Genomic DNA, 13,365 nt, shown 5'->3' with positions numbered 1-13,365 from the left:
CTGCTCTGCGCACCGGTGCTCTTCCTGGGTCGCTCGTCGGGGGTCGCGCCCATGCTGGCACGGCGGGCGCGGGCCGCGGGGTTTTCCACGGTGCGGGCACCGGAGGCGGTCCGGGGGTGCGTCGTTAGGCTGACGCGGTGACCACGGGACACCGGGACGGGCGGCACGCGGCGGTCGTCGTCGTGTCCGACCGGTCGGCGGCGGGGACGCGCGAGGACCGGTCGGGACCGCTCGCGCGGGACCTGCTGGTCGAGGCCGGGTACGCGGTCGCCGAGCCCGCCGTCGTGCCCGACGGCGCCCTCCCCGTGCAGCACGCGATCGAGGCGGCGGCGCGCGACGGTGCGCGTCTGGTCGTGACGTCGGGCGGGACCGGCGTCGGGCCGCGCGACCGGACACCCGAGGGGACGCGTGCCGTGCTGGACCGCGAGCTGCCGGGGATCGCCGAGCTGCTGCGCCGCGAGTCGGCGCGGACCGTGCCGACGGCCGTCCTGTCCCGCGGGCTCGCGGGCGTGACCGCCGACGGGGTCGTCGTGGTGAACCTCCCCGGCTCCCCCGGGGGCGTCCGGGACAACCTCGCGACGCTGCTGCCGCTGCTGGACCACCTGCTCGACCAGGTCGCGGGGGGTGACCACGGATGACCGTGCTGGCGCGGATCGAGGAGCGGCCGCTTGACCTGCTGTTTCACGTGGAACATGTGAGCGACGCGCGGGCGGGGGCCGTCGCGACCTTCGTCGGGCTCGTCCGCGACCACGACCCGTCGGTGGACGGGAAGATCGTCGCGCTGGAGTACAGCGCGCACCCCGACGCAGCGGCGGTCCTGACGCGGCTCGCCGAGCGGGCGGCGGCGGACGACGACGTGCTCGGGCTCGCGGTGAGCCACCGCGTCGGGCGGCTCGAGGTCGGCGAGGCGGCGATCGTCTGCGCCGTCGCGACCGCGCACCGCGCCGAGGCGTTCGACGTGTGCCGGGCGCTCGTCGAGACCGTCAAGGCCGAGCTGCCCGTCTGGAAGCGCGAGATCCTCGCGGACGGGTCGCACGTGTGGGTGGGGATGTCATGACGGACCTGCCGATGCCGACCGTGCGGTCCTCGTCGTCCGGTGACGACGCCCGCGCCACGCCGCGCGACCGCGCGCCACGGCAGGTCGACGCGCCCCGCTCCGACGCCCCGCTCGTCGACCGGTTCGGGCGGCCGCACCACGACCTGCGCATCTCGCTGACCGACCGGTGCTCGCTGCGGTGCACGTACTGCATGCCCGCCGAGGGCGTCCCGTGGCTCGCCCGCTCGACGATGCTCAGCACCGACGAGATCGTGCGCGTCGCGCGCGTCGGGGTCGAGCTCGGGATCACCGAGATCCGCCTGACGGGCGGCGAGCCGCTGCTGCGCGTCGACGTCGTGGACGTCGTCCGGCGGCTCACGGCCCTCACCGGCCCGCACGGCAGCCCCGAGGTCTCGCTCACGACCAACGCGCTCCGGCTCCCCGCGCTCGCGTCCGCGCTGCGGGACGCCGGGCTGTCGCGGGTGAACATCAGCCTCGACACGCTCGACCGCGCGAAGTTCATCGAGCTCACGCGGCGCGACAAGCTCGTCGAGACGCTCGCGGGCATCGCCGCCGCCGACGCGGCCGGGCTCCGGCCCGTGAAGATCAACGCCGTCGCGATGCGCGGCGTGAACGACGACGAGGTCGTGGCGCTCACGCGGTTCGCGGTCGAGCGCGGGTACCAGATGCGCTTCATCGAGCAGATGCCGCTCGACGGCGGCCACACGTGGGACCGCACGCAGATGGTCACGCAGGCCGAGATCCTCGGCCGGCTGACCTCAGCGTTCACGCTCACCGAGGTGCCGGGCCGCGGCGCTGCCCCCGCCGAGCTCTGGTACGTCGACGGCGGACCGCAGACCGTCGGCGTCATCGCGTCCGTCACCGCGCCGTTCTGCGCGGCGTGCGACCGGCTGCGGCTCACCGCCGACGGGCAGCTGCGCGCGTGCCTGTTCGCGCAGGACGAGGTCGACGTGCGCGCGGTCGTGCGGGACGAGGCGCTCGACGACGACGCCGTCGCCGACGCGTTCCGGCGCTGCCTCGCGGGCAAGAAGGCCGGTCACGGCATCGGCGAGCCGACGTTCCGGCAGCCCGACCGGCCGATGAGCGCGATCGGCGGCTGACCGCGGCTGTCCCAGCGGCCGCTGCGTCCGCCATCCGTGTCGCCACGGCGACACGACGGACTCCGCGGACGCGCGGAACCCGGCGGGCGCTGGTGCCGGTACATCGGCGCCGACTAGGCTGGTATCCGCCCGATACCTGCCACGGAGGATGTGCGCGATGGCGATGACGCTCAGGCTCGACCCGGCCGACGAGGAGCTGCTGCGCACGGTCGCGGAGCGGGAGAAGCGCACGATGACGGACGTCGTCGCGATCGCCGTCCGTGAGCACGCGGCCCGCCTCGACGCCGCCGACGAGGATGCCTCCCTCGCCGCTCGGGCCGCCCGGCGGTCGGCGGCAGCGCGGGCGATCCGCGACTCGATCGCCGACAACACCGAGGCGCTCGACCTGCTCTCGCGATGACGACGGTCGTCTACGTCGACATGGAGGACACGCTCGACTTCTGCGAGCTGCTCGGCCTCTACATCCGCGACGAGGGGGCGCTCGCGTCCGCGCTCGCGCGCCCCGCGGCCGTCGTGTGGGGGGTCGAGGCGTATGAGGGCCTGCACGCGAAGGCGGCGGCGCTCCTCGACGCGCTCAACCGCTCACATCCGCTCCTGGACGGGAACAAGCGTCTCTCCTGGACGATGACGGACGTGCTCTACCGGCTCAACGGCCATCGGCTCGTCGCCGAGCCGCACGACGTCGACAGGTTCGTCCGGGCGGTCGGCGGCGACGACCACCTGACGCTCGAGGAGATCGCCGGCTGGCTGGAGGCGCACGCCCGCCCGCTCGACGCGCGGTAGCGCCTGGCGGCGCCGGTCGTCGTGGCCGGTGCGACGTGCCGGTGCGACGATCGGACGGTGAGCGGGCGGTCCGACGCTCGTCCGCGCGCCCGGCGCCGCGTCGCGGTCGCGCTCGGCGCGCTCGCCGTCGTGCTCGTCCTCGCCGTCGTGGGGGTCGCGGTCATGCAGCGGTCGATCGTGTTCGTCCCCGACCGCCGCGAGCCGCCCCCGGTCGCGTCCGTCCTGCCGGGCGCACGGGACGTCGAGCTGCACACGTCGGACGGGCTGACGCTCGCCGCCTGGTACCTGCCCGCTGCCGACGGGTGCACGTCGACCGTCCTCGTCGCGCCGGGCAACGGCGGGAACCGGGCCGGGCGGGCGTCGCTCGCGTCGGCGCTGCGCGACGCGGGGTTCGGGGTGCTGCTGCTCGAGTACCGCGGCTACGGCGGCAACCCGGGCTCGCCGTCGGAGGAGGGCCTCGCGCGCGACGCCCGCGCGGCACGCGACTTCCTGCTCGACGCCGGTGTCCCCGCCGCGTCGACGGTCTACCTCGGTGAGAGCCTCGGCGGCGCGGTCGCCAGCGGGCTGGCCGCCGAGCACCCGCCCGCCGCGCTCGTCCTGCGGTCGCCGTTCACGACGCTCGCCGACGCGGCGCGGGCCGTCACGGGCGTGCCGCTCGGGTGGCTGCTGCGCGACCGGTTCGACGTCGTCGCGCACGTCGGGCGGGTCACCGTGCCCGTCGCGGTCGTCCACGGCGACGCCGACACGACGGTCCCGGACCGGTTGAGCCGCCGGGTCGCCGACGCGGCGCGGCGGGCCGGGTCGACGGTCGTCGAGGTCGAGGTGCCGGGCGGCGGTCACAACGACCGCGTGCTGGCGTCCGGCCCGGCGCTGGTCGGCGCGGTCGTCGACGTCGCGACGCTCGGCGGCGCCGCGCCGTGCACGTGACGACGCCCGGCCGTCCCAGGAGCGGGCGGCCGGGCGTCGTCGTGCGTCGGGCGGTCAGACGTCGCCGCGCCAGGCACCCGTCTCGGTGCCGCGGTTCTCGATGAATTCTTTGAACCGCTTGAGGTCGGCCTTCACCTGCAGGTCGTCGGCACCGACGGCGGCGCCGGCCTTCTCGACGAGCGAGTCCGGCTCCCACCGGGTCTCGACGTGCACGCGCGTCGTGCCCGCGTCGATCGCCTCGAACGTCACGACGCCCTCGTGCGCGGGGCCGTCGACGCTGCGCCACGCGACGCGCTGGTCCGGGTGCTGGTCGGTGATCTGCGCGTCGAACTCCCGCTCCACACCGCCGATCGAGGTCCGCCAGTGCGTGAGCGTGTCCGTGACCTGACGCACCTCCTCGACGCCACCCATGAAGTGCGGGAACTCCTCGAACTGCGTCCACTGGTCGTAGGCGGTGCTGATCGGGACGGCCACCTCGATGGTCTGGTCGATCGTCGGCATACCGTGCTCCCTTCGCTCAGGACGGGGTGATCGGGCCACGCTAGGTCGGGCCCGGACGGGTCGCGCGCCGAGCGCGGTCACGTTCCCCCGTTCCGGTGGAGGACGGCCGCTCGGCGTGCGCCGGGTGCCGTCGAGGCGCACCCTTCGGCCCTGGGCGACCGGTGCGGCGACCACGACGGGCCGCCGCCCGGGGCCGTCAGTCGCGCGTCGCAGCCGTGCCCGCGGTCGGCGTCAGCGTCTGCGTCCCGATGACGCGCAGGAGCGCGAGCGCGTCGGCGGCGGGGCTGCCGGGCGGGGCCGAGTAGACGATGAGCGCCTGGTCGCTGTCGGGGACGTGCAGCGCGTCGCAGTCGAGCGTCACGCGTCCGACGGTCGGGTGGTCGACCGACTTGCGGTGACTGCGCCAGAGGCTCGCGCCGCCCTCCTGCCACATCCGCTCGAAGTCCGGGCTCTCGCGCCGCAGCTCGGCGATCAGCTCGTTCAGGCGGGCGTCCTTCGGGTAGCGGGCCGTCGCGGTCCGCAGCGCCGCGACCGCCTGCGCCGCGGTCTCCTCGCGCTCACCGGGCGACATCGCGACGCGCGTCCGCGGGCCGTAGGGCGTCGTGCCGAGGAACCGGATCCGGTTGACGTTGCGCTCGCGCACCGGCACCGACGACCAGTCACCGAGCAGCGCCGACGCCATCGCGTTCCACGCGAGCACGTCGCCGCGCGCGTCGAGCAGCATCACCGGCAGGTCGACGAGGCGGTCCATCAGGCGCTGCACGCTGGGGCGCACGACGTCGTCGACGGTGCCCGGCAGCGGCGGCGTCGAGCCCGCCAGGTGGAACAGCTCGGCGCTCTCGTCGTCGTCGAGCCGCAGCGCCCGGGCGAGCGCACGCAGGACCTGCGGCGACGGTCGCGGTCCACGGCCCTGCTCGAGCCGCACGACGTAGTCGACGCTCACGCCCGCGAGGAGCGCGACCTCCTCGCGGCGCAGACCCCCGACGCGACGCCGCTCCCCGGCCGGCAGGCCGACGTCCTGCGGCGACAGGCGCGCACGCGCACGCCGCAGCACCTGGGCGAGCTCCCCACGATCCATGCGCCCAGGATCCACCCGTCCGGTCGCGCGCGGGACGTCGCAGCGTGGGACCGCCGGTCCCAGGGTCGACGCGCCCTGGAGGGCCCCGGGGCGGCGGCGGAGGGTCGACCCATGGACACCACGATCGCCCTCGTCACGGGGGCCACCCAGGGAATCGGGCGGGAGACCGCCCGCCGCCTCGTCGCGCTCGGCTGGACCGTCTGGGTCGGCGCGCGCGACCTCACCGCCGGCGAGGCCGTCGCCACCGGGCTCGGCGGCGACGCGCGGGCCGTGCGGCTCGACGTCACCGACGACACCTCCGTCGCCGAGGCCGTCCGCGTCGTCGACGCGACGCACGGCCGGCTCGACGTGCTCGTCAACAACGCCGGCGTCAGCGGGCGCGTCGTCGGGCCGCGGGACACCCCGGCCGCCGACTTCCTGCCCGTCTACGGCGTCAACGTGCTCGGACCCGTCCGGGTCACGCACGCGTTCCTGCCGCTGCTCGACCGGTCCGCGCAGCCGCGCGTCGTCATGGTGTCGAGCGGGCTCGGCTCGTTCGGCGTCACCACCGACCCGGGTCGCTTCGAGTCGACCATCGCCGGGCTCGCCTACCCGTCGTCGAAGGCCGCGCTCAACATGATCACGAGCCAGTACGCGAAGGTGCTGGAGGGGTACCAGGTCCTCGCGGTCGACCCGGGCTACACCGCGACCGGGCTCAACGGGTTCCAGGGGTACCAGACGGTCGAGCAGGGCGCCGACGCGGTCGTCGCCGCGGCGACGGTCGGACCCGACGCGCCGTCCGGCACCTTCCGCGACCGGTCGGGTGCGGTGCCCTGGTGACGCGACGACCCGTCCGGCGTGCGTGCGCCGGGCGGGTCGGCCGGACGCCGGTCGGGCAGGCGTGCGGCGGTCAGCCCGTCAGCCGCCCGCGAACGGCGGGAGGACGTCGAGCGTCACGCCCGCACGCACCTCGTCCGCGCCCTCGACGCGCGTGCCGTCGGCGAGCAGCGCGCAGCGCGGCAGGACCGCGGCGAGGGCGGGGTGGCGGCCCGTCATCTCGGTGACGACGTCCGCCGCGGTGCCCGCGGCGAGGACCTCGGTGTCGAGACCCGCCGCCTCGGCGGCCGCGGCGAAGTACCGGACTGTCACGGTCCCGGCGGGTGCCGTCCGGTGCCCGGTTGTGATGGGCGCGGGTCCCGTCGTCGCGGTCGACGCCTCCGTCGGCGTCGTCACGGCAGCACGTTCTCGTCGGACGCCCACGCCAGCGCGGCGCGGCGGGCCGTCGCGAGCACGTCCTCGCCCGAGCGCCCGGACGCGATCGCGAGGCCCGCGACCAGCATGGTCACCGGGACCGCCGGCCGGGCGACGGAGTGCGCGACGTCGGTCGCGACGTCGAGGATGCGCTCGATGTCGACGAGCGCCGGGTCGACGCCGAGCTCGGCGGCGACGTGCTCCACCCAGGCGGGCAGGTCCGCGCCGGGCGCCCTGCGGGGGTCTGTGCTCACGGTGTCCTCCGATCGTCGTCAGGGTCGATGGTGCCACCGGACAGCCGGGCGTCGAGGAGGCGCACGTCGTCCCACGTGTCCGCGTCCGCCGCCGCGTCGTCGGGGTCGCGGACGTCGACCAGCCGCAGCCCCGCGACCAGGCGCCGCACCGACGCGTCGCGCGGGCCGTCCGGGAGCGCCGCGAGCGCGGCGTCGAGCGCGGACCGGCGGTACGCCGCGACGAGGTGCTGCGGCGACCCGTCGCCCGCGACGAGCCGGGCACCGTCGGCCTCGGGGGCGGCCAGCGCCGCAGCGACGAGCGCCGGGACGACACGCGCGGCCCCGGGCACGTCGCACGCGAGGACGACGACCAGCGGATCACCGGCGTCGCCCGCCGCCACGCTCGCGTCCGGCGCGGCACCCGTGCGCTGCGCCGGCTCCTCGTCGCCCGGGACGGCGTCCTCGACGGCGGGCGTCGCCACGAGCGCGGTCAGACCGGCCGCGAGGCCCGCGACCGGGCCGCCGAACGGCGGCGACTCCTGGACCGTCAGCACGCCCGGTCGGGCGACCGAGGGCGGCCCGACGACGACGAGCGCACTGGCGTCGGCGACGGCCGCGAGCGCGTGGTCGACCAGGGCGCGACCAGCGACGACGACGGACCCCTTGTCGGTACCGCCGAGCCGCTGCGCGCGACCGCCCGCGAGGACGACCGCGTCGAAGGTCACGGCTCGCGCCGCCAGTCGCCCGACTTGCCGCCGGTCTTCGCCTCGAGCCGGACGGCGGCGATCGACACGGACTTGTCGAGGCCCTTGACCATGTCGACGACCGCGAGCGCGGTCACCGAGACGGCGGTCAGCGCCTCCATCTCGACGCCCGTGCGGTCGGCTGTGCGGACTGTCGCCTCGATCGCGACGCCGTCGTCCTCCACGCGCAGGTCGACGACGACGCCGTGCACGCCGATGACGTGCGCGAGCGGCAGCAGCTCGGCCGTCCGCTTGGCGGCGGCGATCCCCGCGACACGCGCGACGGCGAGCACGTCGCCCTTCGGGACCCTGCCGTCGCGCAGCGCGGCCACGACGTCCGGCCCGCACACGACACGCCCCGAGGCGGTGGCCGCGCGGACCGTCGGCTGCTTGTGCGTGACGTCGACCATCCGGGCGTGGCCGGCGGCGTCGAGGTGGGTGAACGGCTGCGTCATGGGGCGACTCTCAGGACGGTGACGAGGTCGCCGGGCGCGACCGTGGTGTCGGGCGGGACGACCGCGAGCCCCTCGGCGAGGGCCAGGCGGGCGACGAGGTGGGATCCGGAGCCGCCCGCGGTGGCGCGGACGACGTGCGGGTGGGGCTGCTCGGAGGTCGGGGCGGACGTCGGGGCGACGAAGCGCACCGGCATGACCTGGGCGCGGCCGGGCGGGGTGCGCCAGCCGTCGTCCGCCACGGCGGTCGTCGTCGGGCGCTCGACGTCGGCGAGACCACGCATGCGCAGCAGCGCGGGCCGCACGAAGAGCTCGAAGGACACGAACGAGCTCACAGGGTTGCCGGGCAGAGCGAGCACGGGCGTCCCGCCGGGCAGCCGGCCGAGTCCCTGCGGCTTGCCGGGCTGCACGGCGACGGGCACGAAGACCACGTCGGGCTCGTCGAGCAGCGCGGCCTTGACCACGTCGAACGCGCCGACGCTCACCCCGCCCGACGTGACGATCGCGTCGACGCCGCCGTCGAGCCCGTGCAGCAGGTCGCGCAGCGCGTCCGGGTCGTCGCCGACCGGGCCGAGCCGCATCGCCTCGCCGCCCGCCTCGCGCACCGCCGCGGCGAGCAGCCACGAGTTCGAGTCGGGGATCTGCCCGTGCGCGAGCGCCGTGCCGGGCGCGACGAGCTCGTCGCCCGTGCTGACGACCGCGACGCGCGGCCGCCGGTGCACCGCGACCTGGGCGACGCCGACCGACGCGACGGCGGCCACGTGCGCGGGGCCGAGCAGCGTCCCCGCGGCGACGACGAGGTCCCCCGGAACGGCGTCCTCGCCGGTTCGCCGGACGTGCCGACCGACCGCCGTCGACGCCCTGACCTGGACGTTCACCGTCCCGGCGTCGGTGTCCTCGACCGGGACGACGGCGTCCGCACCGGGCGGGACGGGCGCGCCCGTCATGATCCGCGCCGCGGTCCCCGGCTCGACGACCGGGCGCCCCGACGACCCCGCCGGGAGGTCGGCGACGACCCGCAGCGTCACGGGCGCGGCCTCGGACGCGTCGCGCACGTCGGCGGCGCGCACGGCGTAGCCGTCCATCGCCGAGTTGTCCCACCGCGGCAGCGGCTCGTCGGTGCGCACGTCCTGCGCGAGCACGTGCCCGAGCGCGTCGGTCAGGCCGACGTCGACCGTGGGCAGCGGCGTGGCCAGCGCGAGCGCGGCCGCGCGGTGCTCGTCGAGGGTCCGCATCACGGTGGTCGTCGGCACCCCCCGATCCTGCCACCCGCCCGCCGGGGTCCGGCGGGGCGGACCACCGGGAGAAACGCCGGGCCGGGTCGGCGGGCCGGAGGTCGGGCGAGATACGCCCGGACGACCGGCGGACGGGAGGGGCACGCCCGGCACGCCTGGCCCGTCCACCGGGGCCGGTGCTCGCCGCGTCAGAGCGCGTGCCAGCGGGAGTCGTCGGTGCCGTCCCGCAGGACGCGCTCGACGACACGCCAGGCGTCGCGCGGGGCGGTCGCGTATACGCCGTCGAAGTCGGCCACCGAGTCGAGGACCGGGACGCTCACGACGTCGTCGGGCGCGCGGGACCCGTCACCGACGAGCAGGAGGCACGACGACGGGTCCGGGAACAGGTGCACGACGGCGACGCGCTCGTCGAACCCGATCGACATCGCCGGGTGCTCGCCGTCGGCCGGACCGACCTCGAGGTACCCGCCTCCATCGGCGAGCAGCTCCTCGAACCGCTGCGCCACGACGGACCACGCCGACTCGCGTGCCACGCCGGCGCCGTGCCCGGCTCGTCCGGGGTACGCCGCCCAGGCGACCCAGCGGTCCTCGCCGGGCGGTCCGTCCGCCGCGTTCACGAGCGCGTCGCGAGCCAGGCCAGCACGCCGCCCTCGACGTTGACCGCGTCGACGCCGGACGCCCGGAGCGCGCGGGCGGCGACCATCGACCGGGCGCCGACCTGGCACATCACGAGGACCGGCCGGTCCCGGGGCAGGTCGGGGACGCCGGAGCCGTCGAGGATGCGCCCGAGCGGGACGTGGGTCGCACCGGGGACGGCGATCACGTCGAGCTCGGCGGCCTCGCGGACGTCGACGAGCACGGTCGTCGGGTCGACCGCGAGCCGTGCGGCGAGCTCGGCGGCCGTCACGGTCGGGACGTCGTCGTCGAGCGGGTGCGACGCCACCGACGCCGCTCCGCTGATCGGCGCACCCGCGGCGCGCGGCGCCCCGTCGGTGCGCGAAGGACCGTGGGTCGCGTCAGCCGACGGCACCGGCGTCTCCTCGGCCGAGGAGCGGCGCGGGGACGGGACGAGCGGCACCTGCGACCAGCGGCCGCGCAGCGCGTCGACGACGAGGACGCGGCCCAGCATCGGCTCGCCGAGGCCCGTGAGCAGCTTGACCGCCTCGGTCGCCATGACGGACCCGACCTGCCCGCACAGCGCGCCGAGCACGCCGGCCTCGGCGCAGGACGGGACGGTGTCGGGCGGCGGCGGGGACGGGAACAGGTCGCGCAGCTGCACGGCGGGGACACCCGAGCCGGCGGGCGGGCGACCCCAGAAGACCGTCGTCTGGGCGTCGTACCGCAGGACCGACCCCCACACCTCCGGCAGGCCGAGGCGCACGCACGCGTCGTTGACGAGGTACCGGGTGGGGAAGTTGTCGGTGCCGTCGACGACGAGGTCGTACCCGCGCAGGACGTCGTCGACGTTCGCCTCGTCGAGCCGGAGCGCGTGCACGACGACGCGGACGTCGGGGTCGAGCGCGGCGATCGCGTCGCGCGCGCTGTCGACCTTGGGGCGGCCGACGTCGGACGTGCCGTGGACGACCTGGCGCTGCAGGTTCGTCACGTCGACGACGTCGTCGTCGACCACGCCGATCGTCCCCACCCCCGCCGCGGCGAGGTACTGCAGGACGGGTGCGCCCAGCCCGCCCGCGCCGACGACGAGCACGCGCGCGTTCCGCAGCCGGCGCTGGCCGTCGACCCCGAGCCCGGGCAGCAGCAGGTGGCGGGAACCGCGGGCGACCTGGGCGGCGGTCAGGGGCGGTCCGGGCTCGACGAGCGGGGGCACGTGCACGTCGACCAACCTACGTCGGCGCGGGACGTCCCGGTCGGCGGACCGCCGTCGATATCGGGGCGCGGACGGTCGCCACACCGGCCCGCGGGCGCGGCGCGGGATGCGGCGGTCGACGAGGTGACCCGGTCCCCGTCGACCGCCGCGTCCGCCGTCCGGGCGCCGCTCCCCGTGACGCCCGCGTCCGGCCCTCAGCGCACGTACGGCCAGCCCGCGGCGTCCCAGCCGAGCAGGTTGATGCCCAGCCGCGAGTCACCGGCGTCGGTGTACCAGTGGTAGAAGAGCACGTCGCCGTCGCCGTCGCGCAGGGTCGCGCTGTGGCCGGGGCCGTGCACCGAGCCGTGCCCGGCGAGGACCTGCGTCCCGCCGCCGCTGGTCATCGCGACGCCCGCGCGGTCGACGTACGGGCCGGTGATCGACGTCGATCGCCCGACCGCGACGCGGTAGGTGCTCTGGGCGCCGCGGCAGCACGCGTCGAACGACACGAACAGGTAGTAGTAGCCGTCGCGGTGGAGGATGTCCGGCGCCTCGACGCCGCCGCTGCGCGTCGCGAGCGAGTGGATCGCGCTGCCCGACCGCAGGCCCGTCGACGGGTCGAGCGCGATGAGCTTGATGCCCGACCAGAACGACCCGAGGCTCAGCCACAGCCGCCCCTGCGCGTCCGTGACGACGTCGGGGTCGATCGCGTTGTAGCCGCTGCTGCTGGTCGTGCTGACGACCAGGCCGCGGTTCGTCCACGTCCCGGCGTCGCCGCTCGGGCTGGTCGCGAGGTAGATGCCGGAGGTCTGGCTGCCGAACGTCGACGCCGAGTAGTACAGCCAGTACCGGCCGTCCCGGTACGACAGGTCGGGTGCCCACAGGTCGCCGGTGGTGTGCGTCGCCGTCCACGGGGTGCCGTTCGGGAACGCGGCGCCCGCGTCGGTCCAGGCGGTGCGGTCGCGGGACGTCTTCAGCGGGATGCCGCGGCCGGTCGTCGCGACCAGGTAGGAGCCGTCGGGACGCTTCACGACGGTCGGGTCGTGCGCCCACGTCGCGCCCGTGACGACGCCGGGGTTGGGGTACGTCGTCCCGCCGTCGCCGCCGGAGACGCTCGTCCAGCGCTGGTTGTCGCGGCCGTTGCACGTCCACAGCGCGACGGCGGTGCCGTTGGCCGTGCGGTTGCTGGTCACGTCGAGGCACAGGCCCGACTGCTGGCTGCGCAGCGACCCGTTCGCACCCCACGCGAACTTCTGGTTGGCGCCACCGGTGCAGCTCCAGGAGATGAGGGCCGTGCCGGCCGTCGTCCCCCAGTTCAGCGCGTCGAGACACCGGGTCCCGTCGAACGTGCGGAGCTCACCTGCGGACGTCAACGTCCACCCCTGCCCTGCGACGCCGTTGCAGTCCCAGATCTGGATCGCGGCGCCCGGGGTCGTGCTGTTGCCGGCGACGTCGAGGCACCGGCCCGACGCGGCCGACCGGAGCGCGGGCGCCGCGGCCTGCGCGGACGAGGCCGCCACGAGGCCGCCGGCGGCGAGCGCGACGGCTGCGGTGATCGACAGGAGGCGTCGTGCGAGCGCACGACGCCGGCTGGACGGGGCCATGGGGAGGGTCCTTCCGACGGGCCGCGCCAGGGCCGGCGCAGGATGTGATCGCTCACATTCACGCGCTGCGCGCACGCGTCACAAGAACCTGAATCGCTTCGTGAGCGACGAGTTCTCCAACGATGCACGGCACCGGTGACCAGGCCGCGTGCGGCGCCACGACGGAGCCCCGTCCGGCGTCGTCCTCAGAAGTCGAAGAGGTCCTCCAGCCAGGACTCCTTCTTCTTCTTGCGGTAGCGCGGGTCGCCCGAGTACCGGGGGTCGCCGCCGTAGCGCGGGTCGTAGCCGCGACGGTCGTCGTACCCGCGACGGTCGTCGTAGCCCCGCCGGTCGTCGTAGCCGCGGCCGTCGTCGTAGCGGCGCTCGTCGTAGGGCGCGCGCGGGTCGGCCGGCGGACGCGGGTCGGCGGGCGGACGTGCCCCGCCGGCGCCGAGGCCCGGGTCGGGGGCGGCGGCACGCTCGAGGATCTTGTCGAGCTCACCGCGGTCCAGCCAGATGCCACGGCACGTGGGGCAGTAGTCGATCTCCACCCCCTGCCGCTCGGACATGACGAGCTCGGCCTGGTCGACGGGGCAACGCATGGTCGGTCCTCCCGGGTTCGGTGGTCGACGGGTC

At 76.0% G+C, this 13,365-nt stretch carries 18 protein-coding genes; 7 read left to right on the top strand and 11 right to left on the bottom strand.

Annotated elements, in window-relative coordinates; all coding sequences use genetic code 11:
* The first annotated feature begins 137 nt into the window (after window positions 1-137).
* The 6 genes from OOT42_RS00800 to OOT42_RS00775 all read left to right on the top strand — a co-directional run bounded on the left by OOT42_RS00800 (window position 138) and on the right by OOT42_RS00775 (window position 3,867).
* The gene (locus tag OOT42_RS00800) at window positions 138-638 is read left to right on the top strand and encodes a MogA/MoaB family molybdenum cofactor biosynthesis protein (RefSeq protein ID WP_273653079.1); all 501 of its coding nucleotides are present in this window, start codon (window positions 138-140) and stop codon (window positions 636-638) included.
* Window positions 635-1,057 carry a molybdenum cofactor biosynthesis protein MoaE gene (locus OOT42_RS00795; protein ID WP_273653078.1) on the top strand — a complete coding sequence of 141 codons (423 nt, stop codon included), beginning with the start codon at window positions 635-637 and terminating at the stop codon, window positions 1,055-1,057. The genes OOT42_RS00800 and OOT42_RS00795 overlap by 4 nt, the downstream gene beginning before the upstream one ends.
* The gene (gene moaA, locus OOT42_RS00790) at window positions 1,054-2,157 is read left to right on the top strand and encodes a GTP 3',8-cyclase MoaA (protein WP_273653077.1); all 1,104 of its coding nucleotides are present in this window, start codon (window positions 1,054-1,056) and stop codon (window positions 2,155-2,157) included. The genes OOT42_RS00795 and moaA overlap by 4 nt, the downstream gene beginning before the upstream one ends.
* A gap of 157 nt (window positions 2,158-2,314) precedes the next feature.
* A complete protein-coding gene (locus OOT42_RS00785; RefSeq protein ID WP_273653076.1) occupies window positions 2,315-2,557 on the top strand; it encodes a CopG family transcriptional regulator in 243 nt (80 codons plus the stop codon).
* Window positions 2,554-2,940 (top strand): type II toxin-antitoxin system death-on-curing family toxin, encoded by a 387-nt coding sequence (locus OOT42_RS00780; protein ID WP_273653075.1) that lies wholly within the window; start codon window positions 2,554-2,556, stop codon window positions 2,938-2,940. The genes OOT42_RS00785 and OOT42_RS00780 overlap by 4 nt, the downstream gene beginning before the upstream one ends.
* 57 nt (window positions 2,941-2,997) lie before the next feature.
* Entirely contained in the window at window positions 2,998-3,867 is an 870-nt protein-coding gene (locus OOT42_RS00775; protein WP_273653074.1) for an alpha/beta hydrolase, read from the top strand.
* A 54-nt stretch (window positions 3,868-3,921) separates the two neighbouring features.
* Here the strand turns inward: OOT42_RS00775 and OOT42_RS00770 are convergent, their stop codons facing one another.
* The gene (locus OOT42_RS00770; protein WP_273653073.1) at window positions 3,922-4,368 is read right to left on the bottom strand and encodes an SRPBCC family protein; all 447 of its coding nucleotides are present in this window, start codon (window positions 4,366-4,368) and stop codon (window positions 3,922-3,924) included.
* Between the two features lie 196 nt (window positions 4,369-4,564).
* Window positions 4,565-5,446 carry a helix-turn-helix transcriptional regulator gene (locus OOT42_RS00765; protein ID WP_273653072.1) on the bottom strand — a complete coding sequence of 294 codons (882 nt, stop codon included), beginning with the start codon at window positions 5,444-5,446 and terminating at the stop codon, window positions 4,565-4,567.
* A 111-nt stretch (window positions 5,447-5,557) separates the two neighbouring features.
* Here OOT42_RS00765 and OOT42_RS00760 point away from each other — a divergent pair, with 111 nt between their 5' ends.
* Window positions 5,558-6,265, top strand: coding sequence for an SDR family NAD(P)-dependent oxidoreductase (locus OOT42_RS00760; RefSeq protein ID WP_273653071.1), 708 nt, complete (start codon window positions 5,558-5,560; stop codon window positions 6,263-6,265).
* Between the two features lie 78 nt (window positions 6,266-6,343).
* Here the strand turns inward: OOT42_RS00760 and OOT42_RS00755 are convergent, their stop codons facing one another.
* The 9 genes from OOT42_RS00755 to OOT42_RS00715 all read right to left on the bottom strand — a co-directional run bounded on the left by OOT42_RS00755 (window position 6,344) and on the right by OOT42_RS00715 (window position 13,331).
* On the bottom strand, window positions 6,344-6,658 hold the full coding sequence (locus OOT42_RS00755; protein ID WP_337251881.1) for a MoaD/ThiS family protein: 315 nt from the start codon (window positions 6,656-6,658) through the stop codon (window positions 6,344-6,346).
* Window positions 6,655-6,930, bottom strand: a complete 276-nt coding sequence (locus tag OOT42_RS00750; protein ID WP_218052216.1) for a DUF6457 domain-containing protein — start codon at window positions 6,928-6,930, stop codon at window positions 6,655-6,657. Before OOT42_RS00750 ends, OOT42_RS00755 begins: the two co-directional genes overlap by 4 nt.
* The gene (mobA, locus tag OOT42_RS00745; protein WP_273653070.1) at window positions 6,927-7,634 is read right to left on the bottom strand and encodes a molybdenum cofactor guanylyltransferase; all 708 of its coding nucleotides are present in this window, start codon (window positions 7,632-7,634) and stop codon (window positions 6,927-6,929) included. Before mobA ends, OOT42_RS00750 begins: the two co-directional genes overlap by 4 nt.
* Complete coding sequence (gene moaC / locus OOT42_RS00740; protein ID WP_273653069.1) at window positions 7,631-8,107, bottom strand: cyclic pyranopterin monophosphate synthase MoaC; 477 nt, start codon at window positions 8,105-8,107, stop codon at window positions 7,631-7,633. Before moaC ends, mobA begins: the two co-directional genes overlap by 4 nt.
* Window positions 8,104-9,357, bottom strand: coding sequence for a gephyrin-like molybdotransferase Glp (glp, locus tag OOT42_RS00735; protein ID WP_273653068.1), 1,254 nt, complete (start codon window positions 9,355-9,357; stop codon window positions 8,104-8,106). The genes moaC and glp overlap by 4 nt, the downstream gene beginning before the upstream one ends.
* Before the next feature lie 170 nt (window positions 9,358-9,527).
* Complete coding sequence (locus tag OOT42_RS00730; RefSeq protein WP_273653067.1) at window positions 9,528-9,872, bottom strand: hypothetical protein; 345 nt, start codon at window positions 9,870-9,872, stop codon at window positions 9,528-9,530.
* Between the two features lie 80 nt (window positions 9,873-9,952).
* Entirely contained in the window at window positions 9,953-11,173 is a 1,221-nt protein-coding gene (locus OOT42_RS00725; RefSeq protein WP_273653066.1) for a ThiF family adenylyltransferase, read from the bottom strand.
* A 188-nt stretch (window positions 11,174-11,361) separates the two neighbouring features.
* Entirely contained in the window at window positions 11,362-12,750 is a 1,389-nt protein-coding gene (locus OOT42_RS00720) for a family 43 glycosylhydrolase (RefSeq protein ID WP_273653065.1), read from the bottom strand.
* A gap of 185 nt (window positions 12,751-12,935) precedes the next feature.
* Complete coding sequence (locus tag OOT42_RS00715) at window positions 12,936-13,331, bottom strand: zf-TFIIB domain-containing protein (RefSeq protein WP_273653064.1); 396 nt, start codon at window positions 13,329-13,331, stop codon at window positions 12,936-12,938.
* Window positions 13,332-13,365: the final 34 nt, after the last annotated feature.

The sequence above is a fragment of the Cellulomonas fimi genome (genome assembly GCF_028583725.1).
In the GTDB taxonomy this organism is placed as follows: domain Bacteria; phylum Actinomycetota; class Actinomycetes; order Actinomycetales; family Cellulomonadaceae; genus Cellulomonas; species Cellulomonas fimi_B.
This window is presented reverse-complemented; position numbering and strand designations above follow the sequence as displayed.

Bases quoted from the DNA above. Each gene is read 5' to 3' on its own strand.
- OOT42_RS00795 (WP_273653078.1), top strand. From the start codon at position 635: ATGACCGTGCTGGCGCGGATCGAGGAGCGGCCGCTTGACCTGCTGTTT.
- moaA (WP_273653077.1), top strand. From the start codon at position 1,054: ATGACGGACCTGCCGATGCCGACCGTGCGGTCCTCGTCGTCCGGTGAC.
- OOT42_RS00785 (WP_273653076.1), top strand. From the start codon at position 2,315: ATGGCGATGACGCTCAGGCTCGACCCGGCCGACGAGGAGCTGCTGCGC.
- OOT42_RS00780 (WP_273653075.1), top strand. From the start codon at position 2,554: ATGACGACGGTCGTCTACGTCGACATGGAGGACACGCTCGACTTCTGC.
- OOT42_RS00770 (WP_273653073.1), bottom strand. From the start codon at position 4,368: ATGCCGACGATCGACCAGACCATCGAGGTGGCCGTCCCGATCAGCACC.
- OOT42_RS00765 (WP_273653072.1), bottom strand. From the start codon at position 5,446: ATGGATCGTGGGGAGCTCGCCCAGGTGCTGCGGCGTGCGCGTGCGCGC.
- OOT42_RS00760 (WP_273653071.1), top strand. From the start codon at position 5,558: ATGGACACCACGATCGCCCTCGTCACGGGGGCCACCCAGGGAATCGGG.
- moaC (WP_273653069.1), bottom strand. From the start codon at position 8,107: ATGACGCAGCCGTTCACCCACCTCGACGCCGCCGGCCACGCCCGGATG.
- OOT42_RS00720 (WP_273653065.1), bottom strand. From the start codon at position 12,750: ATGGCCCCGTCCAGCCGGCGTCGTGCGCTCGCACGACGCCTCCTGTCG.
- OOT42_RS00715 (WP_273653064.1), bottom strand. From the start codon at position 13,331: ATGCGTTGCCCCGTCGACCAGGCCGAGCTCGTCATGTCCGAGCGGCAG.